The sequence below is a fragment of the Pseudomonas guangdongensis genome (genome assembly GCF_900105885.1).
Classification (GTDB): domain Bacteria; phylum Pseudomonadota; class Gammaproteobacteria; order Pseudomonadales; family Pseudomonadaceae; genus Geopseudomonas; species Geopseudomonas guangdongensis.
In genome coordinates this window covers 307991-334618 of record NZ_LT629780.1, presented here as the reverse complement: position 1 = coordinate 334618, position 26628 = coordinate 307991, and the positions used below count along the sequence as shown (strand labels likewise).

General features: G+C 65.9%; 23 protein-coding genes, 1 tRNA gene, 1 pseudogene and 1 riboswitch. Of the genes and pseudogenes, 19 read left to right on the top strand and 6 right to left on the bottom strand.

Annotated elements, in window-relative coordinates:
- The first annotated feature begins 3 nt into the window (after window positions 1-3).
- From BLU22_RS15175 to BLU22_RS01700, 6 genes are all read left to right on the top strand, one after another.
- Window positions 4-945: a UDP-glucose 4-epimerase family protein gene (locus BLU22_RS15175; RefSeq protein ID WP_090211656.1), complete on the top strand. Its 942-nt coding sequence runs from the start codon at window positions 4-6 to the stop codon at window positions 943-945.
- 24 nt (window positions 946-969) lie between these two features.
- Window positions 970-1527, top strand: coding sequence for a sugar transferase (locus tag BLU22_RS15170; protein ID WP_090211655.1), 558 nt, complete (start codon window positions 970-972; stop codon window positions 1525-1527).
- Window positions 1528-1582: 55 nt separating this feature from the next.
- Complete coding sequence (locus BLU22_RS01715; RefSeq protein WP_090211653.1) at window positions 1583-3589, top strand: polysaccharide biosynthesis protein; 2007 nt, start codon at window positions 1583-1585, stop codon at window positions 3587-3589.
- Between the two features lie 155 nt (window positions 3590-3744).
- Window positions 3745-3819: transfer RNA gene (locus BLU22_RS01710), tRNA-Thr, on the top strand.
- Between the two features lie 217 nt (window positions 3820-4036).
- On the top strand, window positions 4037-4633 hold the full coding sequence (locus tag BLU22_RS01705; RefSeq protein ID WP_157718953.1) for a hypothetical protein: 597 nt from the start codon (window positions 4037-4039) through the stop codon (window positions 4631-4633).
- A 21-nt stretch (window positions 4634-4654) separates the two neighbouring features.
- Window positions 4655-5209: a FlgO family outer membrane protein gene (locus BLU22_RS01700; protein ID WP_197676758.1), complete on the top strand. Its 555-nt coding sequence runs from the start codon at window positions 4655-4657 to the stop codon at window positions 5207-5209.
- 68 nt (window positions 5210-5277) lie between these two features.
- On the opposite strand, the gene BLU22_RS01695 is transcribed toward BLU22_RS01700, so the two are convergent.
- Window positions 5278-6699, bottom strand: a complete 1422-nt coding sequence (locus BLU22_RS01695) for a TolC family outer membrane protein (protein WP_090211648.1) — start codon at window positions 6697-6699, stop codon at window positions 5278-5280.
- A 193-nt stretch (window positions 6700-6892) separates the two neighbouring features.
- A riboswitch (TPP riboswitch) is annotated at window positions 6893-6999 on the top strand.
- 69 nt (window positions 7000-7068) lie between these two features.
- Here BLU22_RS01695 and thiC point away from each other — a divergent pair.
- Entirely contained in the window at window positions 7069-8955 is a 1887-nt protein-coding gene (thiC, locus tag BLU22_RS01690; RefSeq protein ID WP_090211646.1) for a phosphomethylpyrimidine synthase ThiC, read from the top strand.
- Window positions 8956-9288: 333 nt separating this feature from the next.
- Here thiC and BLU22_RS15165 read toward each other — a convergent pair.
- Window positions 9289-9417: pseudogene (locus BLU22_RS15165) on the bottom strand (IS3 family transposase); the annotation flags it as partial.
- Window positions 9418-9911: 494 nt separating this feature from the next.
- Between BLU22_RS15165 and BLU22_RS14885 the strand changes: the two are divergent.
- Window positions 9912-11177 carry a site-specific integrase gene (locus BLU22_RS14885; RefSeq protein WP_157718952.1) on the top strand — a complete coding sequence of 422 codons (1266 nt, stop codon included), beginning with the start codon at window positions 9912-9914 and terminating at the stop codon, window positions 11175-11177.
- Between the two features lie 238 nt (window positions 11178-11415).
- Here the strand turns inward: BLU22_RS14885 and BLU22_RS01680 are convergent, their stop codons facing one another.
- Both BLU22_RS01680 and BLU22_RS01675 read right to left on the bottom strand, forming a co-directional pair.
- A complete protein-coding gene (locus BLU22_RS01680; RefSeq protein WP_090211644.1) occupies window positions 11416-12150 on the bottom strand; it encodes an RsiV family protein in 735 nt (244 codons plus the stop codon).
- 203 nt (window positions 12151-12353) lie between these two features.
- Window positions 12354-13502, bottom strand: coding sequence for an RNA-guided endonuclease TnpB family protein (locus BLU22_RS01675; protein WP_090211642.1), 1149 nt, complete (start codon window positions 13500-13502; stop codon window positions 12354-12356).
- A gap of 138 nt (window positions 13503-13640) precedes the next feature.
- On the opposite strand from BLU22_RS01675, the gene BLU22_RS01670 reads away from it, so the two are divergent.
- From BLU22_RS01670 to BLU22_RS01630, 10 genes are all read left to right on the top strand, one after another.
- The gene (locus tag BLU22_RS01670; RefSeq protein ID WP_090211641.1) at window positions 13641-14258 is read left to right on the top strand and encodes an NUDIX domain-containing protein; all 618 of its coding nucleotides are present in this window, start codon (window positions 13641-13643) and stop codon (window positions 14256-14258) included.
- Complete coding sequence (locus BLU22_RS01665) at window positions 14249-14710, top strand: DUF1249 domain-containing protein (RefSeq protein ID WP_394327541.1); 462 nt, start codon at window positions 14249-14251, stop codon at window positions 14708-14710. The genes BLU22_RS01670 and BLU22_RS01665 overlap by 10 nt, the downstream gene beginning before the upstream one ends.
- 89 nt (window positions 14711-14799) lie before the next feature.
- On the top strand, window positions 14800-15603 hold the full coding sequence (gene cpdA, locus BLU22_RS01660) for a 3',5'-cyclic-AMP phosphodiesterase (RefSeq protein WP_090211639.1): 804 nt from the start codon (window positions 14800-14802) through the stop codon (window positions 15601-15603).
- A gap of 102 nt (window positions 15604-15705) precedes the next feature.
- Window positions 15706-16839 carry an MlaE family ABC transporter permease gene (locus BLU22_RS01655; RefSeq protein ID WP_090211638.1) on the top strand — a complete coding sequence of 378 codons (1134 nt, stop codon included), beginning with the start codon at window positions 15706-15708 and terminating at the stop codon, window positions 16837-16839.
- A gap of 2 nt (window positions 16840-16841) precedes the next feature.
- On the top strand, window positions 16842-17606 hold the full coding sequence (locus tag BLU22_RS01650; protein WP_090211637.1) for an ABC transporter ATP-binding protein: 765 nt from the start codon (window positions 16842-16844) through the stop codon (window positions 17604-17606).
- Window positions 17607-17649: 43 nt separating this feature from the next.
- Window positions 17650-17916, top strand: a complete 267-nt coding sequence (locus BLU22_RS15445) for a MerR family DNA-binding transcriptional regulator (protein WP_197676757.1) — start codon at window positions 17650-17652, stop codon at window positions 17914-17916.
- A complete protein-coding gene (locus BLU22_RS15105) occupies window positions 17916-18275 on the top strand; it encodes a recombinase family protein (RefSeq protein ID WP_231975253.1) in 360 nt (119 codons plus the stop codon). Before BLU22_RS15445 ends, BLU22_RS15105 begins: the two co-directional genes overlap by 1 nt.
- On the top strand, window positions 18266-19585 hold the full coding sequence (locus BLU22_RS01640; RefSeq protein ID WP_090211635.1) for an RNA-guided endonuclease InsQ/TnpB family protein: 1320 nt from the start codon (window positions 18266-18268) through the stop codon (window positions 19583-19585). Before BLU22_RS15105 ends, BLU22_RS01640 begins: the two co-directional genes overlap by 10 nt.
- A 10-nt stretch (window positions 19586-19595) precedes the next feature.
- Complete coding sequence (locus BLU22_RS01635; RefSeq protein WP_090211633.1) at window positions 19596-20546, top strand: MlaD family protein; 951 nt, start codon at window positions 19596-19598, stop codon at window positions 20544-20546.
- A 7-nt stretch (window positions 20547-20553) separates the two neighbouring features.
- A complete protein-coding gene (locus tag BLU22_RS01630; protein WP_090216164.1) occupies window positions 20554-21276 on the top strand; it encodes a PqiC family protein in 723 nt (240 codons plus the stop codon).
- A gap of 123 nt (window positions 21277-21399) precedes the next feature.
- On the opposite strand, the gene BLU22_RS01625 is transcribed toward BLU22_RS01630, so the two are convergent.
- A complete protein-coding gene (locus BLU22_RS01625) occupies window positions 21400-23049 on the bottom strand; it encodes a hypothetical protein (protein WP_090211632.1) in 1650 nt (549 codons plus the stop codon).
- Window positions 23050-23180: 131 nt separating this feature from the next.
- Here BLU22_RS01625 and serB point away from each other — a divergent pair, with 131 nt between their 5' ends.
- Entirely contained in the window at window positions 23181-24395 is a 1215-nt protein-coding gene (gene serB / locus BLU22_RS01620) for a phosphoserine phosphatase SerB (RefSeq protein ID WP_090211630.1), read from the top strand.
- Window positions 24396-24454: 59 nt separating this feature from the next.
- Here serB and BLU22_RS01615 read toward each other — a convergent pair whose 3' ends face one another.
- Window positions 24455-26503 carry an EAL domain-containing protein gene (locus BLU22_RS01615; RefSeq protein WP_090211629.1) on the bottom strand — a complete coding sequence of 683 codons (2049 nt, stop codon included), beginning with the start codon at window positions 26501-26503 and terminating at the stop codon, window positions 24455-24457.
- Between the last annotated feature and the right edge of the window lie 125 nt (window positions 26504-26628).

Here is a 26628-nt window from a genome sequence, read left to right as displayed (position 1 = left end):
CGCATGAATATCTTACTGACCGGGTCTACCGGGTTTCTGGGGCGCTCGCTCGTTAGGCAGCTCAATCTGCAGAAAGGCGTCAGCCTAGCTGTCGCTCTACGTTCGCAGGGAGCGCCGACAGAGCTGGTAGCGCACGTTGTCGGGGAGATTTCCACAGATACTGACTGGGCTTCGGCTGTGGCTGGGCAGCAGGTGGTCATCCACGCCGCCGCTCGCGCCCACATCATGAAGGACGAAGTGGCAGACCCTCTGGCCGAGTACCGACGTGTCAACGTAGAAGGCACCCTGAGTCTGGCCCGTCAGGCTGCGACTGCCGGGGCCAAGCGCTTCATCTTCATCAGCTCGATCAAGGTCAATGGTGAGTCGACTGCGCTTGGAAAACCTTTCCGGGTTTCTGATATACCAGCTCCGGAAGACCCCTATGGGCTGTCCAAGCTGGAAGCTGAGCAGGGTTTGCTGCAGTTGGCCGACGAGACTAGCATGGAAGTGGTGATCATCCGCCCGCCGCTGGTATACGGCCCCGGCGTCAAGGGCAATTTCGCCAGCATGATCAAGCTGGTCGAGAACGGGTTGCCGCTCCCCCTCGGTGCCATCCACAACAAACGCTCTCTGGTCGGCATCGACAACCTGGTCGATCTGATCATCCACTGCATCGATCACCCAGCGGCGGCCAATCGGGTATTGCTGGCCGGTGATGGTGACGATCTGTCCACCACCGAGCTGCTGCGAGCGGTGGGCAGGGCCATGGGTAAGTCGGCGCGGCTGATTCCCGTGCCGGCGGCCATGCTGCAGCTGGGAGCAGGTTTGCTGGGCAGGAAGGCGATGGCGCAGCGCTTGCTGGGCTCGTTGCAGGTGGATATTTCCCAGACCTGCGAGCTGCTGGACTGGAAGCCGCCCTATACGGTGGAAGAGGGCTTGCGGCGTTGTTTTTTGCCGCTGGATTGAGCGGTTTTTTTCGGGGGTGGTTCGGTGATTCGTCTGTTCGATATTGTTTTTTCGCTGCTGGGACTGGTGTTTGGCGCCCCTGTATTGTTGCTGCTTACCGTGATTGGTCTGTTCGATACCGGTTCGCCGATCTTTTGCCAGGTGCGCGTCGGTCGGGAGCAGAAGCCCTTCACCTTGGTCAAGTTCCGTACCATGAAGGTGGATACCGCTTCCGTGGCCACCCATCTGGCCAGCAGCTCTTCCATTACTCGTTTCGGCCATTTCCTGCGCAAGACCAAGCTGGATGAGCTGCCGCAGTTGTGGAACGTGCTCAAGGGCGAGATGAGCCTGGTCGGGCCGCGTCCCGGCCTGTTCAATCAGCAGGAGTTGACCGCAGAGCGCGCCAGGCGTGGTGTGTATGCCGTGCGCCCGGGGATCACCGGTCTGGCCCAGGTCAGCGAGATCGACATGTCCACCCCGGCACTGCTGGCTGAGACCGACCAGAGGATGATCCAGAGCCTGACGGTGGGCGATTACTTCAAGTACATCTTCATGACCGTGGCCGGCAAGGGTGCGGGTGACCGGGTGGTGAAAAAGGACTGAGGCGTGCGCCTCCCGGTGACAAGCTGCGCCGGGCCAGGATGGGATTGGAGTGCTTATGTTCCGTGAAAGACTCTTGGGCCTGAAGCGCCGCCACAAGCGCCTGTTGCAGGTGGTGGTGGATGTGCTGCTGGTCTGGTTGGCCCTCTGGTTGGCCTTTGTCGTGCGCCTGGGGACGGATGATCTGGTCGACCCTCTGGGCGGGCATCTGTGGCTGTTCATTCTGGCCCCCTTGCTGGCTATCCCGTTGTTCATCCGGCTCGGCATGTATCGGGCGGTGATGCGCTACCTCGGCAACGATGCACTGCTGGCCATCGTCAAGGCGGTTTCCCTTTCTGCGTTGCTTATGGCGCTGGTGGTCTACTGGTATCGCGATGCACCGGCGCTGGTGCCGCGTTCGCTGGTGTTCAACTACTGGTGGCTGAGTCTGGTGTTGGTGGGCGGCCTGCGTCTGCTGATACGCCAGTACTTCATGGGCGACTGGTACGCGGCGGGGCTGGGGATTCCCTTTGTCGGTCGCGACGACGGTTTGCCGCGGGTAGCCATCTATGGCGCCGGGGCGGCGGGCAACCAGTTGGTGGCGGCGCTGCGCATGGGCAAGTCTATGCGCCCGGTGGCGTTCATCGACGACGACGACAGCATTGCCAATCGGGCCATTGCCGGTATCAAGGTCTACAAGCCCAAGCATATCCAGCAGATGATCGACGAGACCGGCGCGAGCGAGGTGTTGCTGGCGATTCCCTCGGCAACCCGCGGGCGCCGTCGCGAGATCCTCGCCACGCTGGAACCCTTCCCGCTGCATGTGCGTAGCGTGCCGGGGTTCATGGACCTGGCCAGTGGTCGGGTCAAGGTCGAAGATATCCAGGAGGTGGACATCGCCGACTTGCTTGGCCGTGATGCGGTGGCGCCGCGCGCGGAGCTGTTCGAGCGCTGCATCCGCGGCCAGGTGGTGATGGTCACCGGGGCGGGGGGCTCGATCGGTTCCGAGCTGTGCCGGCAGATCGTCACCCAGGGGCCGACCACCCTGATCCTCTTCGAACACAGCGAGTTCAACCTGTACAGCATCCATCAGGAGCTGGAACAGCAGGTGTGCCGCGAGGCGCTGAACCTGCAGCTGGTGCCGATCCTCGGCTCGATCCGCAACCACGGCCGGCTGCTCGATGTGCTGCGTACCTGGCGGGTGAACACCGTCTACCATGCGGCGGCCTACAAGCATGTGCCGATGGTCGAGCACAACATCGCCGAGGGCGTGCACAACAACGTGCTGGGCACCCTGAACACCGCACAGGCGGCTATCCAGGCCGGAGTGGAGCACTTCGTGCTGATCTCCACCGACAAGGCGGTTCGCCCGACCAATGTGATGGGCAGCACCAAGCGTCTTGCCGAGATGGTCCTGCAAGCGCTCAGTGCTGAGCCGGCGCCGTTGCTCTACGGCGATGACAGTGGTGTGCGCCATGTCAACAAGACCCGCTTCACCATGGTGCGGTTTGGCAACGTGCTGGGCTCGTCGGGGTCGGTGATTCCGCTGTTCCGCGAGCAGATCAAGCGCGGGGGGCCGGTGACCGTGACCCACCCGAAGATCACCCGCTACTTCATGACCATCCCCGAGGCGGCGCAGCTGGTGATCCAGGCCGGCTCGATGGGGCAGGGCGGCGATGTGTTCGTTCTGGACATGGGCGAGCCCGTGCGCATCGCCGAGCTGGCGGAGAAGATGATCCACCTTTCCGGCCTGTCGGTGCGCAGCGAGCAGAATCCGCGCGGAGATATCGCCATCGAGTTCAGTGGCTTGCGTCCGGGCGAAAAGCTCTACGAGGAGCTGCTGATCGGCGATAACGTGACCCCCACGGATCACCCGATGATCATGCGTGCCAACGAGGCCCATCTGCCGTGGAGCGCATTCCGCGAAGTGCTTGTCGAGCTGGTGACCGCGGTGCGCTGCGACGATTTCCAGAGGGTCCGGCAGATCCTCCGCGCTACCGTCGACGGCTACAAGCCGGAGGGCGAGATCGTCGACTGGATCCACCGCCAGCGGCTGAGTACTGTCGCTGCTAGGGAGCGGCGCTAGACGGCTGGGCTGACGAGTTTGTCGTTGCGGAGTGCCGCTTGGCACGCGTGTAGAGTTCTACAGTGAGAGTGAGCCCCCGAATGGTTTGCTTGGTAGCCCGCCTCTTTCTTTCGCCATAGCCTTTTGCTAGAGTTCGCGCCCTCGCACAGCGCGATGCCCATGTAGCTCAGCGGTAGAGCACTCCCTTGGTAAGGGAGAGGTCGGCGGTTCAAGTCCGCCCATGGGCTCCATCTTCTTCAGGTCCTTGCCGTTCGGCACATTCAGTACCTGTTTCTAAGCTTTCCCACACCTCACGTTCCATGTACACGATATCGGCGTGAGCCGCTGTAGTTCTGTGCGCTATGGCTTTGACTCGTGCAACGGCTGCGAATATCCCGCTAATCGCGCTTTTCCCCGTCGGCCTCGGGCCTATAATCGCCGCACGCCTTGCAGACACAGGAGCCCGTCGTGCCCAGTCTTTCACACTGCCTTGCGCTTGCCTTGTGCGCCTCCAGCCTGTGGTTGGGTGGTTGCGCTGCCGTTCATGACAGCCAGGAGCCGCAGGGCTCCGTTGCCGCTATGGTCGCGCAGCCGCGCATGCAGGCGGTCAGTCAGTGGGAGGCGCTGGCGCGTCGGGAGGCCGAGCGGATGTTGGAGAACGAGCGTCTGCGTGTACTGCCGCTGTATCTGCTTGAGGCTTCCCGCAGCGGGAGCGCGGCGATCTTCCAGCGAGGCTTTCGCGACTTGCTGACTAGCGAGCTGGTCGGTCGTGGTGCACGGATCTCGACGACTCCCGAGCATGCTGTCGAAGTGCGTGTTGCGAGCGAGGTGTTCGCGCGGCAGGCAGGTGGTTTTCTGCCACGGCTGGCCGACTCCCTGGGCATGCAAGGCGATGACGAACTGATCGTGACCCTGCAGGTGGTGGAGAACCAGCGGGTGATCTACTCCTCGTCAAGCCTGTATTACATCGATGCCGGCGAGCGCCGGTACTATGAGGCGCCTCGCGCGCCGCTTGGCCAGTCCGCGCCGCTGCTACCGATGATTCCGGTCACCGACCGCTGGTAACTGTCCTTCGAGGAGTCGAACGTGTCGCGTTGTTTTCGTCTGTTGTCCTGTCTGGTGCTGGTTTTATCGCTGAGTGCGTGCGCCGGTTATTCCCAGTATCTGCCGCGCAAGAGTTCGCCGGATGTCGAGCTGTCTGCCCTGATCGACAAGTCCGCAGCGAGGATGCTGCGCAGCAATTCCGAACTGCTCAAGCAGAGTCCGGTGATAGCCGCATCCTTCGTCAATATCGACAGTCTCACCGAGTCATCGACCCTGGGCCGTCTGACGTCCGAGCTGTTCGCCTCGGCCCTGGCCCGCGAAGGCATGTTGGTGCGCGAGGTGAAGATGCGCGACAGTCTGTTCATCGAGGAAAATGTCGGCGAACTGATTCTCTCCCGTGAGGTGCAGCGTCTGAGCGCTGCCCATGCGGCGCGCTCGATCCTGATCGGTACCTATGCAGTGGGGCAGTCGCAGGTCTATATCAGCGTACGCTTGGTGCGCACCAGCGATTCCTTCGTGCTCGGTGCCACCGACCTCCGTCTGCCGCTGAATGCCAACGTGCAGGCGCTTCTGGGAGGCGGAGTACAGCGCTGGTAGCTGCCCCGGCGTCTGCCATGGATATGTGCTCGAAGCCCGGAATGCCACAGGCATTCCGGGCTTCGTCGTTATTGGCGTGCGGTGTCCGGGCCTGAGGCAAGGTCGGCAGGCAGGAAGTCGCGCTGCGGGTCGTAGCCGCTGTCGAGGAAGCCGGTCAGCGCCTGCAGGTCGGCCGGGCTGAGGGTGCCGGCGGTCCGCTTCAGGCGCAGGGTGTCGAGGATGTAGTCGTAGCGGGCGTTGTTGTAGTCGCGCACGCGGGCGTAGAGCTGGCGCTGGGCGTTGATCACGTCGACGGCGTTGCGGCTGCCCAACTGGTAGCCCAGCTCGGTGGCTTCCAGGGCGCTACGGCTGGAGAGGATGCCCTGGCGGCGCGCGGCGATCTGCGCCACGTCGGTGTGGATGGCGCGGTGCAGGTTGCGGGTGTCCTGCACCACCTGGCGGCGCAGGCGCTCGCGCTGGTGTTCGCGCTGCAGCAGGCGTTGCTGGCCCTCGCGGACCTGGGCCTGGGTGAGGCCGCCGCTGTACAGCGGGATGTTCAGCTGCAGGCCGATGGAACTCTGCTCCGCCGGGCCACTGTAGCGCGGCAGGCCGCTCTGTCCGCTGTTGACGAAGCCGATGCCGTCGTTGTCGCCGCGCTGGTAGTCGGCCACCGCGTCCAGCGTCGGGGCGTGCCCGGCCTTGCGCTGGCGCAGTTGTTCCTCCGCCGCGCCGACGGCGAACTGGCTGGCCTGCAGGTCGAGGTTCTGGCGCACGGCGGTGTCGACCCAGCTCTGCGCGTCGGCGGGGCTGGGGGCGAGGATCGGCAGGTCGTGGCGGATGCCGGCCAGGTGTGCGTGGTCGCGCTCGGTCAGGCTGTACAGCGCCTGCAGGGCGTCGGCGAGCTGGCGCTCGGTGCCCAGCCGGTCGGCCTGGGCGCCGTCGAAGGCGGCCTGGGCGTCGAGCCGGTCGGTATTGTCCGCCAGGCCCACCGCGAAGCGCTCGCGCGCCTGCTCCAGCTGGCGCTGCAGGGCGGCTTCCTCGGCGCGACTGGCGGCCAGGTTGTCCTGGCTGCGCAGCACGGCGAAGTAGGCCTCGGCGCTGCGCAGGATCAGCGCCTGCTGGGCGGCGGAGAATTCCAGCGCGGCCTGCTCGCCGAGCGCGGCAGCGGCCTGCAGGGCGAACCAGCGCTCGGCACGGAACAGCGGCTGACTGAGGCTGGCCTGGTAGACGAGGGCGCTGCGCGAGCGGCTGGCGGCGGGGCTGTCGATCCGGCTGTGGCTGTCGCTCAGGCGGGCGCCGGCGGACAGGTTGGGCAGCAGCGCGGCGCGCGCCTGGGGCAACGCTTCGCGGCGGGCCAGATAGTCGGCCTGCGCGGCGGCCAGCTCGGCGTCGTGCGCCACGGCGTCGCGGTAGACATCCAGCAGATTGCTGACCGCGCCGGGCGCGGCGTCGGTGGCCCAGGCCGGCAGGGTGGCGGCAATGGCGAATGCCAGAGTGAGGCGGCGCAGCATGCGGGTGTCCTGCAAAGAGATGACGCGCAAGGCTAAGTGGCGGCGGCAGCGGGGGTCAACCGCGCGCTGGAGCGCCGCTGGCAGGCCGATCCGGCGCGGCGCGCGAGCGCGACAGGCGCCGCGTATGGCCAACGCCTGTACCTTGCGGCCCGCAGGGCTGGCCGCCCGTGGCGTAGCCGATTAAACTGCTCGAGTTTTCTTGTCGGGGTGCCTGGAGTCGCAGGCTGAGATCGGACAGTTCCGAATCCCGTTGAACCTGATCGGGTTAGCACCCGCGTAGGGAACAAGATGTCCTCGCCGTGCGGCGAGGGTTCTCCTGTCTCAGGTTCGCTCCGACATCACCCGCCTGTGCCGTGGAGAGTCCCGTCGATGAGTGCGACCGAACACAAGAACCTGAGCGAGTCCGCCCAGGTCGACCAGCAGTCCGTCCAGCCGCTGCCCAATTCGCGCAAGGTCTACGTCCAGGGTTCGCGCCCGGACATCCGCGTGCCGATGCGCGAGATTTCCCTGGCCGACACCCCGACCGACTTCGGCGGCGAGAAGAACGCGCCGGTGCTGGTCTACGACACTTCCGGCCCGTACACCGACCCGAACGTGAGCATCGACGTGCGCAAGGGCCTGGCCGACGTGCGCAGCGCCTGGATCGACGAGCGTGGCGATACCGAGAAGCTGCCGGGGCTGACCTCCGAGTTCGGCAACCGTCGCCTCAACGACGCCGAACTGACCCAGATGCGCTTCGCCCACGTGCGCAACCCGCGCCGCGCCAAGGCCGGCGCCAACGTCACCCAGATGCACTACGCGCGCAAGGGCATCATCACGCCCGAGATGGAATACGTCGCCATCCGCGAGAACATGAAGCTGCAGGAGGCCCGCGAGGCCGGCCTGCTGGCCCAGCAGCACCCGGGGCACAGCTTCGGCGCCGCCATCCCCAAGGAGATCACGCCCGAGTTCGTCCGCGAGGAAATCGCCCGCGGCCGCGCCATCATCCCGGCCAACATCAACCACGTGGAGCTGGAGCCGATGATCATCGGCCGCAACTTCCTGGTGAAGATCAACGGCAATATCGGCAACAGTGCTCTCGGTTCGAGCATTGAAGAGGAAGTCGCCAAGCTGACCTGGGGCATCCGCTGGGGCTCGGACACCGTCATGGACCTGTCCACCGGCAAGCACATCCACGAGACCCGCGAGTGGATCATCCGCAACTCGCCGGTGCCGATCGGCACCGTGCCGATCTACCAGGCGCTGGAGAAGGTCGGTGGCGTCGCCGAGGACCTGACCTGGGAGCTGTTCCGCGACACCCTGATCGAACAGGCCGAGCAGGGCGTGGACTACTTCACCATCCATGCCGGCGTGCTGCTGCGCTATGTGCCGCTGACCGCCAAGCGCGTCACCGGCATCGTTTCCCGCGGTGGCTCGATCATGGCCAAGTGGTGCCTGGCGCATCACCAGGAGAATTTCCTCTATACCCACTTCGAGGAAATCTGCGAAATCATGAAGGCCTACGACGTCAGCTTCTCGCTGGGCGACGGCCTGCGTCCGGGCTCGATCGCCGACGCCAACGACGCCGCGCAGTTCGGCGAGCTGGAAACCCTCGGCGAACTGACCAAGATCGCCTGGCAGCATGACGTGCAGACAATGATCGAAGGCCCGGGTCATGTGCCGATGCACATGATCAAGGAGAACATGGACAAGCAGCTGGAATGCTGCGACGAGGCGCCGTTCTACACCCTCGGCCCGCTGACCACCGACATCGCCCCGGGTTACGACCACATCACCTCCGGCATCGGCGCGGCGATGATCGGCTGGTTCGGCTGCGCCATGCTCTGCTACGTCACCCCGAAGGAGCACCTCGGCCTGCCCAACAAGGACGACGTGAAGACCGGCATCATCACCTACAAGATCGCCGCGCACGCCGCGGATCTCGCCAAGGGCCACCCGGGCGCGCAGATCCGTGACAACGCCCTGTCCAAGGCGCGCTTCGAGTTCCGCTGGGAAGACCAGTTCAACCTCGGCCTCGACCCGGACACCGCGCGTAGCTACCACGACGAGACCCTGCCCAAGGAGTCGGCCAAGGTCGCGCACTTCTGCTCCATGTGCGGGCCGAAGTTCTGCTCGATGAAGATCACCCAGGAAGTGCGCGACTACGCCGCCAACCTGGAGCGCATCGACGCGGTGGACGTCGACGTCGAGCGCGAGATGCAGGCCAAGGCCGCGGAGTTCAAGGCCCAGGGCTCGCAGCTGTACCACAAGGTGTGACGATCCAGCCTCTACTCTGAACAACGGGCCTACGGGCCCGTTGTTCGTTTCTGCGGGATAGTTCTCGGCAACGACAACCAGCGAGATTAGGTGAGCTTTGCAAACCCTATACTGCGCAACTTGTCGAAGGCTACGCATGCCTAGGCTGCAGCAGCGTAATATTCATCCAGCGGGGCGGATGTCTGGAAATACCAAGCATCTTGAACACGTGCCGATAGGTGCTCTTCTTGTCCCGCTGTTCTGTTTACCGCGGCCGTTGGACAGCAACCGGGGCTGGTTCGTGGCTGTTACAGGAAGTACCGCGACCGTTTGGACGATTGCCTGCCTATTGGAGACGCGCTGGACATGCCCGCAGAGCACATCACCCCGGCGCCTGTGAGCAGGCTGCCGGGCAGAGTCCGCTTTGCGGGCAGCATGTTCGTAGTAGGTCGATGGGGCAATCGGCAGTACCTTGCAGATCGGCTACGACCCCGTAGGCCTCGCGCTCACCGCTATCATGATCGGCCTGGCGTATCCCATGGCTGCGAGAGGCAGCCAATTTGTATCTTGGTGTTACGCGGGGTGTTTGTTATGTATATTATATTCGCTTTTACTATGCTGGTGCGTACTCAATAATAAAACATTCCCGAAAAGTGGTGTTTCGGAAGCTCTTGCATGGGCGTTGATAATGGCGTCTACTTTTTGAAGTAGTTGTCATGGTTAGACTCAGCGCTGGAGGCAGGTATGAAACGGAGGTTTAGCGGGGAGAGTGTCGAGCAGCCAGATCAGGAAGCCAATGATGTTTTGTCTGGTGGAAGCTCGGGTGGCTTATCGATCAATAATTTGGGTGACCAGTTAGGTCTTGATGATCCTTTGAAAGCAGAGGTCATTGAATTTGTCAGGCAAGAGATGCCGGCTGGTATTTCCTGGGGTTTTTTTGTTTTAATCCGGTTTATATTGATGCTAATGAGAATTCATTGTATGACTGTGGCAAGGTGGGTGGAAATGATGGTTTTTCTGAGTCGAGCCCAGCGCCGAGAGCGGATGCTAGGTTTTACGCGCGTGCGGCTGTGCTGCAGGGTTTATTCAGAGTGGGGTCTGTAGATGATATCAGGAAAGGATCAGGATTTGAATTCTTAAATGATCGCAAGGTTATTCGGCTAGAGGATCTGAATCAGATTTTTTCAATGGTGTTTTATGTTCTGAGTCCTCCATTGAGTGCCAGGTCAGTTATTGAGTATAAGAGGGCTCTGAAGCGCATGGCTCTCAGTGGGCTGGGCCCATTAGAGTATGCAGTTAAATTTGGGATTTCACGTGGGACTTTGCGTAAATATCGTGCTGCACACGTGCGCAAGGTTGTCGAGGAAATTTTAATTTTGATCAACTGGAGGATCGAAGAAAAAACTAATGATTATGATGAAGAGATCTATGCTAAGACGACTGAGATTTGCTATTTCTGGAATAAGAGCTTCTGGGGAGCACCTGCGGAGCTGAAGAATTGCTCTGGCTCTCAAAAAAACAGTAAGCGTAAAACGCTGAAGGGTTTGCCATGGAGTTGGCGGGAGCAGTTTCTTGGCTTTATAAGGTCAGATGTGGATAGGGTTTTAGCTGCAGTTATTATCTGTACTGGTTGCCGTCCTAGTGAGGCATGTGGCGGTGTTCTGGTAAGTCGCTCAGAGTATTCGGATGAAATTTTTGAGTTTTATATCATCGGGTCAAAAACATCACTAGCAACTCAGGGTGGGCAGCCATTACGTAAGCTGGTTGTTGATCTTTCGAACTCTCCTATTGTAATAGGAGTCATCAGTAAATGGGTTGATATGCATGGCGGGTATGCGGTTACAGATTCAATGAATGTTAAGAATTTCAGTGCGCGCATGTCACGAGTTGGTAAGCGTTGTGGTTTTTCTGGAGTTACAGCATACAGTATTCGTCACCAGATGTCAGCTGACCTTAAAAAACTGGGATTTTCGCCTGAGCTGGTGAGTGCGGCGATGGGGCATGCCAGTGGAAAATCAAAATCTTATTATGGTCGAGCGGGGCAAGCGCGACTAAAGTCAGGCTCTAATGTTTTGTCTGTCGAATGCTCTCGTGAGGTCATTAATAGCCATAGCGACTGGCTCGATAGAGTTAGAAGTGGACAGCCTAGCTCTACAAATAACGAGGCTGTGCAGATCGAGGTTGCCTCGGATTATGAATCTGAGAGTTACAACTTTGATGATATGAATGAGCCCGGTATTTAAAAGGTTGGTTATTTCAGATACATGCTAGATCGTGTCTCGGGAAATGGTATAACTGAGAGCCGCCAGAATCGCCGTCAGGCGTGAGAAATAGCCTCAACCCAGGGGGTGTGAGAATAGGGACGCTCTGCGGGCGCCGCGCTATCCCACCTCGGCATGAATGCCGAGGTTTCTCGCGTAAAACTTGATGAATCGTTTTGGGTGGGTCTAACAGAGCAGTTTTAAAAGCTTGTTCTGAGCTTCAGCGCGCCGGTAGATACTCCGGCCTGAGCACCCCCTGCAGCCGCGGGTAGGGAATCTCCAGAGTCGGGTGGCCCATGGCGTAGGGCGCCAGGGCGTAGACGTCGTACTTGAGCTGCAGCTTGTCGTGCAGTAGGGCGATGTTGGCGGTGGGCACGAACGGCCAGCTGGCCTGGAAGTCGCGGTTCTGGTCCAGTTGCTGGGCCTTGAGCCAGTCGCGCCGCGCCTCGCGGGCTGCGGTCCAGAAGGCGTCTTCCTGGCCGGGCAGCAGCAGGTCGTCGAGCTGCAGCGCGCGCTGTCGGCTCAGCGAGTAGTTGATGAAACCGCGCCCCGGCATGCCGTGGGCGCCGCCGCTGTACAGGTAGCTGGACAGCTCGATCACCAGCAGGTCGCCATGGCGGTCGACCAACTTGGCCTGCAGCCAGGTTTCCCGGCCCTCGCGCGACTCGGCCAGCAGGGCGTCGGCGTAGCCGCGCAGCGAGGCAGGCAGCGGCTGGCCGTCGGCTTCCCGGGTCATCGCCAGCAGCGCCCGCTCGATCTGCGCATCCAGCGCGGGGACGTCGGAGATACGCAGAGTCTCGACGTTGACCAGGCTGCAGCGCTCGCTCTGGCAGCCCTCGGCGCGCTGCTCCCAGGCGATCTTCTGCACGGCGGGCGAAGCCGGCTGCGGCGCCAGCCATTGGCAGGCGCCGAGCAGCGGCAGGTAGGCGAGGGCGAACAGGGGAAGCGGGCGCATGGGGACTCCTGGGGCGGCGGGGCGTACAGCATCGCTCGCTGGACGCCGCCGCTCAAGAGCGGCGGCACGCCGATAATCCGCGCGCACGACGCGGGCGAGTGCCGTTAAACTGCACGCTTTCGAATGGCCGGCGTGCTCTGGCGGAGGAGTGAGGCATTGACTGCTCTCCGCCCTGAAGGGTAGAGATTCCCAATTCATCGAGATCAGGACAACGGTACTTGACCGATGCCTCTTACGTTCTCTCCAAGGGCTAACACCGCCAGCCCGGCGGCTTTGATATTGATCGCGGCGTTGAGGTCGCGGTCGTGGTGCGAGCCGCACGCCGGGCAGGTCCAGTCACGGACCCTCAGCGGCAGCGAGGCCAGGGTGTGACCGCAGCACGAGCAGCGCTTGCTGCTGGGAAACCAGCGGTCGATCTTGACCAGCTGACGCCCGGTCCATGCCGCCTTGTACTCGAGCTGGCGCACCAGCTCGCCCCAGCCGGTGTCGGCAATGGCCTTGCTCTGGCTGCGATAGCGGATCATGTTTTTTACCGCCAACGACTCGACACAGACCACTTGGTTTTCGTGAATCAGTCTGTGCGACAGCTTGTGCAAGTCGTCGCGTCGGGTGTCAGCGATTTTCGCATGCAGGCGAGCGACCTTGTGCCGGGCCTTGGCCCGGTTCTTCGAGCCGCGCTGCTTGCGACTCAGCGCTCGCTGGGCTTTCGCCAGGCGTGCAGCGTACTTTGCGGTGTGCCGCGGGTTGTCGATCTGCTCGCCCTCGCTGGTGACGAACAACGCCTTCAGGCCCAGATCGATGCCGGTCGTTCGCGGCGACACCGGCAGCGGTGGGGTTTCGACCTCGCACAGCAGCGAAACGAAGTAGCGGCCCGCGGTGTCGCGCGATACCGTCACCGTCGATGGCATCGAGGGCAGGGTTTCTCGGCCTTTCGTCCATCGGATCGCCAAGGGCTCCTTGCACTTGGCGAGAAACAGCTGGCCATCGCGATACGTGAAGGCCGAGGCCGTGAACTCGGCCGACTGGCGGTATTTCTTCGACTTCATCGCCGGGTATCCGGCGCGTTTCTCGAAGAAGTTCGTGAAGGCCTGTTGCTGGTGCCGGAGGCACTGCTGCAGGGGAACGCAGGACACTTCGTTGAGATAGCTCCGTGCCGGGTCTTTCTTCAAGACGGTCAACTGAGCGCTGGCCTCTTTGTAATCGATGCGTTTCTGCTCGGACTCGTAGGCCTGGGTACGCCAGGCGAGGATCGTGTTGTAGGCGGAACGCACGCAGCCGAATGTCTGCGCTAGCAGGACTTCCTGCGCGGGTGTCGGGTAGAAACGGTATCGGTAGGCGCGCTTCGTTTTCATACGTTGACTGTATGCATACACAGTCAGAGAATCAACTCAAGATAGCCTCAACCCAGGAGAAGCGAGAAGAGGGGCACCCTGCGGGCGCCGCGCTATCCCTCCCCGGCATGAATGCCGAGGTTCTCGCGCAAAATTACGATGAGCGATGCAGTGGGCAGCGACGAGCTGCAGGTGGAGATCGTCGAGCGCGAGGCCTGTTTTCGCGGTTTCTATGCGCTGGACCGGCTGCGCCTGCGTCACAGCCTGTTCCGCGGCGGCATGGGCCCGGAGATCAGCCGCGAGCTGTTCGTGCGCCACGATGCGGTCTGCGTGCTGCCCTACGATCCGCAGCGCGATTGCGTGGTGGCGATCGAGCAGTTCCGCGTCGGCGCGCTGGACAAGAGCGCGCGGCCCTGGCTGCTGGAGCCGGTGGCCGGGCTGATCGACAAGGGCGAGTCGCCCGAGGCGGTGGCCTATCGCGAGGCCCAGGAGGAGGCCGGGGTGACGCTGCAGGCGCTGTGGCCGGTGACCTCCTACTACCCTTCGCCCGGCGGCAGCGACGAGCGCGTCTACCTGTTCGTCGGCCGCTGCGACAGCCAGGGCGTCGGCGGCCTGCACGGCCTGGCCGAGGAGGGCGAGGACATCCGCGTGCATGTCATGGCCTTCGACCAGGCTCTGGCGGCGATGCAGGCCGGACGTTTCGACAACGCGGCGAGCATCATCGCCCTGCAGTGGCTGGCGCTGAACCGCGAACAGCTGCGTCAGGTCTGGCGTTGAGTCGCGCCGCCGAGCGTTACCGGGTCGACCTGGCCGCCCTGCAGGCCGCCTGCGCCGCCAACTATGCACGTCTGATGCGCCTGCTGCCGGGCATGCGCGAACAGGCCCAGCGCCGCGAGGTGGCGCTCGGTGCGGGCGAGGCGGTGCTGGTGCTGCAGGTCAGCGCCGCCGGCCCCTACACCAGCAGCGTCGAGCTTCACGAGCGGCGCGCGCTCGACTGGCTGCCGGCGCCGCGCCTGCTGGTGCGCGTCTACCACGATGCGCGGCTGGCCGAGGTGGTCGGCGCCGATCACTGCCGCCGCCTGCAGGCGCGCTATGCCTATCCCAACGCGGCGATGCACCAGCCGGACGAGAAGACCCAGCTCAACCTGTTTCTCGGCGAGTGGCTGGCGCACTATCAGAGTGTCGGGTATCTGGCGGAAGCGACGCCAGGGTGGTCGCCGGCGGCCTGATAGTGTGATGTATTTGGCGTTCCAGGCGTCGAGTGCGTGCCACCATTGCCCTGCGAATTTCTTCCCGACAGCCCTGCTGGAGATGGCCCTTGCCCAGTTTCGCCGCCCACGCCCCCCTGACCCTGGTGCAACTGTCCGACAGTCACCTGTTCGCCGAGGCCGGGCGCACCCTGCTCGGCCTGGATACCGCCGACAGCCTGCAGCAGGTGGTGGCGCTGGCGCGCGCGCAGCAGCCGCGTATCGACCTGCTGCTGGCCAGCGGCGACCTGTCCCAGGACGGCTCGCCGGCCTCCTATGCGCGCTTCGCCGCGCTGAGCGCGGTGCTGGATGCGCCGGCGCGCTGGTATCCCGGCAACCACGACGAGGCCGCCGTGCTGCAGGCGGCCTGCGCCGGCAGCGCGCGGTGCGAGGCGGTGACCGACCTGGGCAACTGGCGACTGATCCTGCTCGACTCCAGCGTGCCGGGGCAGGTCGCCGGCCATCTCGACGCGGCGCAGCTGGCGCTGCTGGAGCGGGCCCTGGACGAGGCCGGCGAGCGCCCGGTGCTGCTGTCCTTCCACCATCATCCGCTGCCGGTCGGCTGCGCCTGGCTCGACCCCATCGGCCTGGACAATGCCGAGGCGCTGTTCGCCATCACCGACCGCTATCCGAACCTGCGCGCACTGCTCTGGGGGCACGTGCATCAGGAACTGGATCGCTGGCGGCACGGCGTGCGTCTGCTGGCCTCGCCGTCCACCTGCGTGCAGTTTGCCCCCGGCAGCGCCGAGTTCGCCATCGGCCGCGAGCTGCCCGGCTACCGCTGGCTGCGCCTGCATGCCGACGGCAGGCTGGAAACCGGCGTCGAGCGCCTCGCGGCGCTGGACTGGACGCCTGACCTCGACGACGGTTATTGAACCGCGCGCGGCGCGTTGCGGTCCCCCCGCGCGGCCCGATCGGGTAGGGTAGAAGGCGCGCAGCGCCGGGCCGGCGCGGGCGGCGAGTCAAGGAGCGGGGGAATGACGCAGGCGGACACTCTTCGGGCACAACTGGCCTGGGCCGGCGAGCGGGACGGCGCGGCGCTGCTGCGTCTGTCCGGACACTGGATCCTGGCGGCGGACAAGCCCGAGCTGTTGGCGGTGTGGCGCAGCCGGGCCGAGCGGCCCACGCGCCTGCGTCTGCAGGTCGAGGCCCTGCAGGCCTGGGACAGCAGCCTGCTGGCCCTGCTGCGCCGCTTGCAGCGGCTGGCCGCCGACGAGCAGTGCGCGCTGGAGCTGCACGGCCTGCCGGATGGCGTGGCGCGGCTGCTGGCGATGGCGGCCGCACCGGCGGCCCGCGCGGAGGAGCCGCCGGCCCGCCCCGGCGCGGTGTCGCGGCTCGGCCTGACGGTCCTGCAGGTCCATGGCGCGCTGGTCAATGCCTGTACCTTCTGCGGCGAGGTGGTGCTGGCGCTCGGCCGCCTGCTGCGGGGGCGCGCGCGGATGCGCGGCAGCGACTTCTGGGCGGCGCTGGCGCAGTGCGGTCCCGGCGCGCTGCCGATCGTCGCGCTGATCGCCACCTTGGTCGGCCTGATCCTCGCCTTCGTCGGTGCCGCCCAGCTGCAGGCGTTCGGCGCCCAGCTGTATATCGCCAACATGGTGGCCATCGGCATGACCCGCGAGATGGGCGCGCTGATGACCGCGGTGATCATGGCCGGGCGCACCGGCGCGGCCTACGCCGCCGAGCTCGGCAGCATGCAGGCCAACGAGGAGATCGACGCGCTGAAGACCTTCGGCTTCCCGCCGCTGGAGTTCCTGGTGCTGCCGCGCCTGCTGGCGCTGCTGGTGAGCATGCCGATCCTCTGCGTGTTCGCCGACGCCCTGGGCATTCTCGGCGGTTTCGTCATCGGTGCCGGGCTGTTCGACATCTCCGCGCCGCTGTACCTCAAGCAGAGCCTGGAGATGCTCGGCCTCACCGACTTCCTGCTCGGCATCTTCAAGAGCCTGGTGTTCGCCGTGCTGATCGGCCTGATCGGCTGCCACTACGGGCTGGCCTGCGGGCGCAACGCCCAGGCGGTCGGCCAGGCCACCACCCGCGCGGTGGTCAGCATCATCGTCGCCCTGGTGGTCAGCGATGCGCTGATCACCCTTATCTGCACCCAGCTGGGGATCTGAACATGGACGAGGCGCTGCTGCGCGTGGAGAACCTCAGCGCCGGCTACGGGCGCAAGGTGATCCAGCACGACCTGAACTTCGCCATCCGCCGCGGCGAGGTGTTCGTGGTGATGGGCGGCAGCGGCTGCGGCAAGAGCACCCTGCTGCGCCACCTGATCGGCCTGCAGGCGCCACTGGCCGGGCGGGTGCTGTTCCGTGGCGAGGACTTCTGGGCCAACGACGAGGATCGCCGCGCCAGCCTGCAGCGGCACTTCGGCGTGCTCTACCAGAACGGCGCGCTGTGGAGCGGCATGACCCTGGCGGAGAACATCGCCCTGCCTCTGGCCGCCTACCACCCGCAGCTGAGCCGCGCCGAACGGGCCGAACTGGCCGCCCTCAAGCTGGCCCTGGTCGGCCTGCCCGGCTGCGACGGGCTGTACCCGGCCGAGCTGTCCGGCGGCATGCGCAAGCGCGCCGGGCTGGCCCGCGCGCTGGCTCTGGATCCGGAAATCCTGTTCTTCGACGAGCCCTCGGCCGGCCTCGATCCGCTCAGCTGCCAGGCGCTCGACGAACTGATCCTCGAACTGCGCGACAGCCTGGGCGCCAGCATCGTGCTGGTCACCCACGAGCTGCCGAGCATCTACCGGGTGGCCGACACCTGCCTGTTCCTCGACAACCGCACGCGTACCCAGATCGCCCTCGGCCCGCTGCGGCAACTGCTCGACGCCGGCCCGCCGGAGGTGCAGCGTTTCCTGCGCCGTGGCGAGCCGGCCCTCCAAAGAGCTTGAATCTGCTATTTCGCATAGTGCTTTTTAATTTTTGAGTGTACTTATGGAAAACACTATAAGCACTGGCCCAGCCGCGAAGCGGCTGGGCGTCACCGTCAAGACACTGCAACGCTGGGAGCGCGAAGGGTGCCTGTTGCCCATTGTGCGTACAGTCACCAATCGGCGCTGCTATACCGAGCGCCAGATTCGTGAGTTCCTCGGCCTGCAGCAGCCTGTCGGTGAGCCTGTGTGCCAAATCGCGTACTGCCGCGTCTCCAGCGCTGAGCAGCGGTCTGACCTAGCCATTCAGCGCAGGGTATCGAGGAATTAGTGGTTGCTCGCGGGTTGGCTGGCGTCGAGTTTGTCGAGGAAGTCGGCGGGGACTTGAAATTCAAGCGTAAAAAGTTTCTCGTTCTGATGGACTCGATTGGTTGCGGTGAGGTCAAGGTCTTGATTCTGGCGCACCGTGATCGACTGACCCGCTTCGGTTTTGACAGGTTCAAGCATTATGCACTATCGAACGGCTGCGAAATCCTGGTACTCAATCAAGAGCGCCTGTCTCCCGAGCAGGAAATGGTGCAAGACCTGATGACCATCACGCATTGTTTCTCGGCACGGCTCGACGGGTTGAAAAACTACCGCAAGAGGCTCGACGAAGCGCTCAAGGAGAACGAGCCATCATGCACCTGACCCACAAGATCGCCCTACGCCCAACTGCCGACCAGGCGGACTACTTTGTGCGTGCCTGCGGCACGGCGCGCAAGGTATGGAACTGGGCGCTGGACGAGTGGGGCAAGCAGTATGCCGCCGGCGGCAAACCGACCGCGATGGTGCTGAAGAAGCAGTTCAACGCCATCAAGTACGACCTCTATCCCTGGCTCAAGGACATCCATCGGGATGCCCATGCCCAGCCGTTTGCGCATCTGGCCACGGCCTTGTCCACGTTCTTTGCGGACGTCCAGGCCGGGCGGCGGGGGCACGAGCCGCGCTTCAAGAAGAAGGGCCGCTGCCGCGACAGCTTCTATGTCGCCAACGACAAGTTCAGCCTGGACGGTAAGCGCATCCGTCTGCCGAAGATCGGCGTCGTGGCGATGACCGAGGCGCTTCGCTTCGAGGGCAAGATCCTCGGCGCGACCGTATCGCGCAGCGCTGATCGCTGGTTCGTGGCGATCCAGGTGGATGTCCCCGAGCACCAGGCGCAGCGCCGGCGCACTGCCCACGGCACCGTGGGCGTGGATCTCGGCCTCAAATCCGTTGCCACACTCTCCAGCGGCGAAAGCATCCAGGCACCGAAGCCGCTCAGGGCCGCCCTGCGCCGCCTGAAAATCCGCAGCCGGCGACTCAGTCGCAAGCTGGAAGCCGCCAAGATGGCGGCCGGCTTTACCCTGGGCGCCCGGCTGCCGAAAGGCACTCAGCTTCCGGTGTCTAACAACCGTCGCAAGTCCACTGCGACCTTGGCAAGGCTGCATCGCCGCATTGCCAATATCAGAGTGGACTTCACCCACAGGCTCACCACGACGCTCTGCCGCGAAAACCAAGCGGTAGTGATCGAGGATCTGAACGTCAAGGGCATGCTGGCCAACGACCGGTTATCCCGTGCGATCAGCGATGTGGGCTTTGTGCTGTTCCGCCAGCAGATGAGCTACAAGGTGCTGCGCTATGGCACGCGCCTGGTGGTGGCGGATCGCTGGTATCCGAGCAGCCGGCTCTGTTCGGCCTGCGGCTGGAAAAACGAGGCACTGACGCTGAAAGACCGGGAGTGGACGTGCGCCGACTGCGGCACATGCCACGACCGGGGCTTCAACGCTGCGTGTAACCTGAAACGGCTCGCAACCGAAACTGCGCTACCCGTGGCGAGACCGACCGGTAACGGCGGCGCTGCGGCGGGGAGGGTCCTCGCTGTAGCCGGGAAAGTGACGCCTGTCAGTGACGAATGCGGCCAACAAGGCGCGTCGGGGCAGGAAGAAACAGCTGAACACCTGTGTTCACCTTTTCGATAGCAGTGCTGAGATGAGCGAAACCCGCAAACCCTTCTGGATCGGCGCCTTCCTGCTCGGCGGCATCGCCCTGCTGGCCGGCGCCCTGCTGCTGCTCGGCCGCGACAACTGGTTCAGCCAGCCCAGCGACTATGTCGTCTACTTCACCGGTGCGCTGGACGGCCTCGACGTCGGCGCCGACGTCACCTATCGCGGGGTCAAGGTCGGCACCGTGCGCGAGATCCGCCTGGGCTACGACCGCGAACTCAAGGACGTGGTGATTCCGGTGGTGCTGCGCCTCGACCCGGCGGTCGGCCGCGACGGCGGCAGCTTCGACCAGATGGTCGAGCGGCTGGTGGAGCGTCGCGGCCTGCGCGCCCAGCTGCAGACCCAGAGCCTGCTGACCGGCAAGTCGATCGTCGCCCTCGACCTGTTCCCCGGCCAGCCGGGCTATGTGCGCGAGAGCAGCGAGATCGACCTGCCGGCGATCCCCAGCGTGCCCTCACGGGTCGACCAGGCCGCCGACGTGCTGCGCGAGCTGCTCGGCAGCCTGCGCGAGATGCCGCTGCGCGAGATGCTGACCTCGGCCAACAACACCCTGCAGGCGCTGGAGCGGCTCAGCGCCTCGCCCGAGCTGCAGGCCGGGCTGAGCAGCCTGGGGCAGACCCTGCACAATCTTGAGGGGCTGACTCAACAACTGCAGCGACAACTCCCGCCAATGCTGGATAATGCGCGCCAGGGCAGCGAGGAGCTGCGCGCGGCACTCGGCGATATCCGCCTGGCAGTGCAGGGCGCGCAGCACACGCTGGAGCAGATGGAGGGGCTGGCCGGCGATGCGCGGCGCACCCTGGGGCCGGAATCCGAACTCCAGTTCCAGATGCTCAAGTCCCTCGGGGAGCTGGAGCGGGCCGGTAAGGCCCTGCAGCGCACGGCGGAAAGCCTCGAACAGCACCCCGAATCGCTCATCTTTGGCAATAAACGGTGAAATGCCCATGGGTTTTCCGCGCTTGAGCGCCTTTCTCTCGACTGTCTCGCTCGCCGGGCTGCTGGCCCTGAGCGGCTGCGTCGCCAGCCCGCCGGCGCACTTCTACCAGCTGCAGCAGGGCAACCCGGTGCTGCCCGAGGACAATCGCGGCGTCGCCGTGCTGCTCGGCCCGCTGCAGGTGGCCGACTACCTCAAGCGCGAGTCGGTGGTGCAGCGCCAGCTCGACGGCAACCTGAGCGTGAGCCGCGAGGCGCGCTGGGCCGGCAGCCTGGAAGACGACATCGCCCGCCTGCTGCTGCGCCAGCTGGCCGCGCGGCTGGACAGCAGCCGGCTGGCCCTCTACCCGGACCGGATCGGCTTCAAGCCCGAGGTGCAGGTGCTGCTGAACATCGACCGCCTCGACTCCGGCCCCCAGCAGGCGGCGGTGCTGGAGGCGCAGTGGCGCCTGCTCGACGCCCAGGGGCAGATGCGCGGCAGCCGCGTGGTGCGTCTGGAGCGCCCGCACACCGGCTCGATGGTCAACCAGCTGCGGGTGCAGAGCGAGCTGCTGCAGGAACTCGCCGGACTGATCGCCGAGGCGGTCAAGGCCATGCCGGCCAGCGCCGCCGCGCCGGCCGCGACGCCTGCCCGTCAGCGACCGCAGCCGCGGCGCAGCGCGCCGCCGAGCGCCGAGCCGCGCATCCCGGTGGTGTCCCCGGCGGCGGGCGCGGGCGAGGTGTATCGCTTCTGAGCCGGCAGGCGCGGGGCGCTCGCTGCACGCGCTGGTATCTGCACCATGCAAAACGCCGTTTCCTTGACCGGGAAACGGCGTTTGCGTATCTGCGTCCGACCGGCGCCTGCTGCACCGGGACGTTCAGCGCGGGCGCAGCATCTGTCCCAGGTGTTGCTCCAGACGTGCCGGCAGGGGCTCCTGCAGGCGTTCGACGCAGCTGGCGCCGCTCGGCGCGGCGATGGCGCGGATGCGTGCCTGGCTGCGCACCTGCGGGTCGAGGCTGAGATCGCGGTCGAGCAGTAGCAGGTTGCGGCTGTGGCCGCCCAGCTCGATGGCGCTGCGGCAGACGGGCTGTTGCAGCAGCTGTGCCGGGTCGAGGCCGTGCAGGTCGTCGCCGTGGCTGAGGCCGAGCTGCAGGTGCAGGGTCAGGCCGCTGTCGGCGATCTCCACCTGCAGGGCGTGGCCGAGCGCGCGCAGCAGCTCGCCGCAGCACAGCGCGCGGGTCAGGTAGGGCTCGCCCGGCTGGTCGCTGTGGAACAGCAGCAGGCTGCCGCCGTCGTTGAGGTTGTGGAGCTGGCCGTGATACAGGCGGCTGGCCTGCGCCAGACAGTCGCGGTAGCGCTGCAGCAGTTCGAGCAGGCGCTGGCGCGGCAGGCGGTGCAGCTCTTCCTGGGAGCCGAGCTGGATCGACAGCACGGCGCTGTGCACCACCGGCAGCGGCAGGGGGGCGGCCAGTTCGGCGAAGTCGAGATCCAGGCCGAGGTCGTCGGCATCCAGGTCGAAGTCGTCGCCGGCCAGGCGGGCGCCAGGACGCTCGACCGCCGCGGCTGCCGGCTTGGCGGCTGCGGCGGGACGTGCCTTGGCCGCGAGCGGCGGGCTTTCGCTGTCGAGGTCGAGAGCGAAGTCCAGGTCGAAGTCAGGCTCGATCGGCCCGCGCGGCGCCCTGGCGGCGGCTCGTGGCGGTGCGGCGGCCGGGGCTGGCGCCGCCGCGGGTGCCGGCTTGCGCGGCGGGCGTTCTTCCAGGACATCCTCCAGGGCGGCGAACAGCTCGTCGTCGCCCTCGGCGAGCGGGTCGATCTCGGCCGGCTCGGGAATCTCCGGGCCCAGGCGGGCCTGCAGCTGGCGGGCCAGGTCGCCGATCTCGTCCTGGCGCTCGATGGCCGGAGCGACATCCACCGGGTCGCGCAGCCACAGGCGCAACTGCAGCAGCGGCAGGCTCAGGCGGCTGCCCAGGCGCAGGCTGAGGGCCAGGGCGAGGGCGAGGACGATCGCCGCCAGCAGCCCCATGTTCTGCAGGCTGAGGGTCATCGGCTGGCGGAACTGCTGCATGTCCAGGCTCAGGTACAGCTGGGCGGCCGCCACCTCGCGGGGAATCGGCGCGCTGAAGGTGCTCTGGTTGTCGGCCAGCGGCGGCAGGCTGCCCTGCGGGCGCTGGCCGGCCTCGGCGATCAGGCGCTTGTCGCTGGCGTAGATCGCCGCGTAGGAGACCAGCGGGTTCTGCACCAGCTTGTCGAGCATCACGTTGAGACTGAGCAGGTCGTTGGCCACCATCAGCTCGGTGGCCGAGGCGACGGCCTGCTGCTGCAGGCTCTGGCCCACGGCGCTGGCCTGCTGCGCGGTGGCCTGGCGCAGCTGCAGGCCCATGATCCAGACGAAGACCAGCATGGCCAGTGCCAGCAGGATCAGGCTGTGGCTGACGATGCGCAGGGCGATGGGCACCCGGCGGTTGCGCAGGGCGTTGAGCAGCAGAACGAAGAAGTTGTCGGGCTTGACTGGCACGGGCCGGCTCACGAGTGGGGACTCGGCTAGAAAATGAAGGACGGCGAGTATAGCCGTGGCGCCGAGGCGCCGGCAAAGCGCGCTGCCAGACGGGTTGGATTGCGGGTAGAATGCCGGACTTTTCTGCCTTGCGGGGGTGCGCCGTGCGTGAAATCGTCCTGATCAACATTACCGGGGAAGATCGCCCGGGGCTGACCGCCGCCATCACCGGGGTGCTGGCCCAGGGCGGCGCGCAGATCCTCGATATCGGCCAGGCGGTGATCCACGACACCCTGTCCTTCGGCATCCTGGTGGAGATCCCGCCCACCGCGCAGGCCTCCTCGGTGCTCAAGGACGTGCTGTTCACCGCCTACGAGCTGGACCAGCAGGTGCGCTTCACCCCGGTGTCCGAGGCCGACTACCAGCAGTGGGTCGGCGGCCAGGGCAAGCCGCGCCACATCGTCACCCTGCTGACCCGCAAGGTCACCGCCGAGCAGCTGCAGCGGGTCAGCTCGATCACCGCCCAGTACGGGCTGAACATCGACCACATCGACCGCCTGTCCGGGCGCATGCCGCTGGATACGCCGGCCGAGCTGGGCAAGGGCTGCATCGAGTTCTCGGTGCGCGGCGAGCCGGCCGACCCGGCGGCGCTGCGCGCCGAGTTCCTCAGCGTCGCCCAGGAACTCAACGTCGACATCGCCTTCCAGCGCGACAGCGTGTTCCGCCGCAACCGCCGTCTGGCGGTGTTCGACATGGACTCGACGCTGATCGAGGCCGAGGTGATCGACGAGCTGGCCAAGGCCGCCGGGGTCGGCGAGCAGGTCGCCGAGATCACCGAGCGGGCGATGCGCGGCGAGCTGGATTTCCGCGCCAGCTTCAAGGAGCGCCTGGCGCTGCTCAAGGGCCTCTCCGAGGAGGTGCTGGAAGACATCGGCGCCTCGCTGCGCCTGACCGAGGGCGCCGAGACGCTGTTCGCCGAACTCAAGCGCCTGGGCTACAAGACCGCCATCCTCTCCGGCGGCTTCACCTACTTCGCCCGCCAGCTGCAGCGGCAGCTCGGCATCGACTACGTGTTCGCCAACGAGCTGGAGATCGTCGACGGCAAGGTCACCGGCGTGGCGGTGGAGCCGATCGTCGACGCCCAGCGCAAGGCCGACCTGCTGCGCCAGCTCACCGAGCAGGAGGGGCTGCGCCTGGAGCAGACCATCGCCGTCGGCGACGGCGCCAACGACCTGCCGATGCTGGCCATCGCCGGCCTGGGCGTGGCGTTCCGCGCCAAGCCGCTGGTCAAGCAGTCGGCCAAGCAGGCGATCTCCACCCTCGGCCTCGACGGCATCCTCTACCTGCTCGGCTACCGCGACCGCGAGGGTCACGAGTAAGGCGCGCGCAGCACCGTCATGCAGCGAGGGCGCCGGTGGGCGCCCTCGTCGTTTTCGTGTCAGGCCTGGCCGGCCTCGAAGTCGTAGTCCATGCGCGGCCCCGGGGCCTGCAGGTAGGGGCCCTGCACGTAATGGATGCCGGTCTGCCACAGGCTGGTGAGCATGCCGGCGCTGTCGATGCCGGGCGCGACGATGTGCTTGTGCTGGCTGCGCAGGCCGGCGATCAGTTCGCCGAGCGCGGCGCGGCGCGCTTCCTCGTCGAGGCCGTCGAGCAGCTCGGGGGCCAGGCGCACGAAGGCCACCGGCAGGTGCGGCAGGCTGCCCAGCGCGTTGGCGTGCCGGCCGAAGCCGCTCAGCGCCAGGCCGCAGCCGAGCGCGGCGAGGCCCTCGGCCAGCTGGCGCAGCTGCTTGAGGTGGCGACCGGCCTCTGCCTCGTCGAACTGCAGGATCAGCGTGGAGCCCGGCAGGCGCGCGGCGCCCAGCGCCTTGCCGAGCCAGTTGCACAGCTCGCCGTCGAGCAGGCTGGCGGCGCCGAGGTCGACGAACAGGCGGGTCTGCGCCGCCCGTTCGCGGCGGGCGGCGAGCTGGCGCATGGCCTGCAGCAGCAGCCAGCGCTCGACGCGCAGCGGCAGCGGGCCGTCGCCGGCGGCGGCGAGCAGCTCGGCCAGCGGCAGCACGGCGCCCGCGGCGTCGCGCAGCTGCAGGCTGGCCTGATAGTGCTCGTGGGCGCCGCCATGCAGGCTGACCACCGGCTGGAACAGCAGCTCGAAGGCGTTGCCGTCCAGCGCCTGCTGGAGGATCGCTTGGCGGTCGCCGCGGCTGGCGGCGGCGGCCAGTTCCTCGGCCGGGTTGAACAGCTTGATGCCGTTGCCGTCGCCGACCTGCTCGCAGCAGCGGTGGGCGCGCTGCAGGACGCGCTGGGCGACCTGCGCGTCGCCGCGTTCGAGCGGCGCGACGCCGATGCTCAGGGTGAGCTGCACGCTGCGCGCACCGACCTCGAACAGATTGCCTGCGGCCTGCGCGAGCAGGGCGCCGAGCAGCGCCTCGGCCTGAGCAGGGTCGGGCAGCAGGGCGGCGAAGGTGTCGTCGGCGATCCGGCCGAGGGGCGTCTCGGCGCCGAGGCGCTCGCGCAGCAGCGCCGCGCATGCGGCGCGCAACTGGTCGATGTCGGCCAGGCCGATGTCGCCGAGCAGCTGCGCGTAGTGGTCGATGCGCAGCAGGGCCAGGCTGCCACCCTGGGCGGCGGCACACTGGCGCTCCAGCAGGTCGAGCAGGTGGGTACGGTTGTACAGGCCGGTGACCGGATCGAGGCTGCTGGCCTCGCGCAGGCGTTCCTCCAGTTCGGCGTTGTCGCTGCCGGCATGCACGATCAGCTGCAGGCAGGGCTCGCCCTCGAAGCGCGCCGCCGACAGCAGCAGGCGCGCGGCGAAGCGGCTGCCGTCGGCGCGCCGGCCGTGGCCGCGCAGCTCGGTCTGACCATCGCGCTGCTGGTGGTTCTTGAGCAGGTCGCGCAGCTCGCTGTCCGCCTCGCTCTCGATCAGGTCGATCACCGGCAGGCAGGCGACGTCGTCGCCGTCGGCATAGCCGAACAGCTCGGCATACGCCGGGTTGACGTGGATGTGCATGCCGTCGTGGACGTAGGCGATGGCGTTGACCGAGCTGTCGAGCAGCAGCTGGCAGCGCTTCTCGGCTTCCTCCAGGGCCCGCTCGGCCTGCCGTGCGGCGCGGCGCGCGCGCAGGCTGCGCAGCTCGCGGCGGGCGGCCAGCAGCAGGTGGGTGTCGGCGCTGCGCGGGATGCCGTCGTCGGCGCCGCGCTGCAGGGCGGCGAGGACCGCGCTGGGGTTGTCGACCAGTTGCAGGCAGGGCAGGTCGATACCTTGCGCGTGGATGGCGTCGAGCGCCGCGCGCAGTTCCAGGCGCTCGTTGTGCGGCGCGGCGATCAGCAGGTCCCAGGGCTGCTGCAGGGCCTCCTGCAGGCTCTCGGGGCTGTCGGCGCGCTGGCTGCGGGTGGCGTGTCCGGCGTTGCGGAACAGGCTAGCCAGGCGCTCGGCTTCGTTCTGCGAGTCCTGGAGGAGCAGCAGGCGGATGGTGTCGTTCTCGGTCGGCATCGTGGAACCCGTTCGGAGGCGCCGCGCGGGGCTGTCGCGTACCGTGGGCGGCGCAGGAAGAAGTGCGGGGGAGGGCGGATGAACGCAGAGAATCTAGCGGCCGCTGCCGGGCAGGGTCAAAGGCT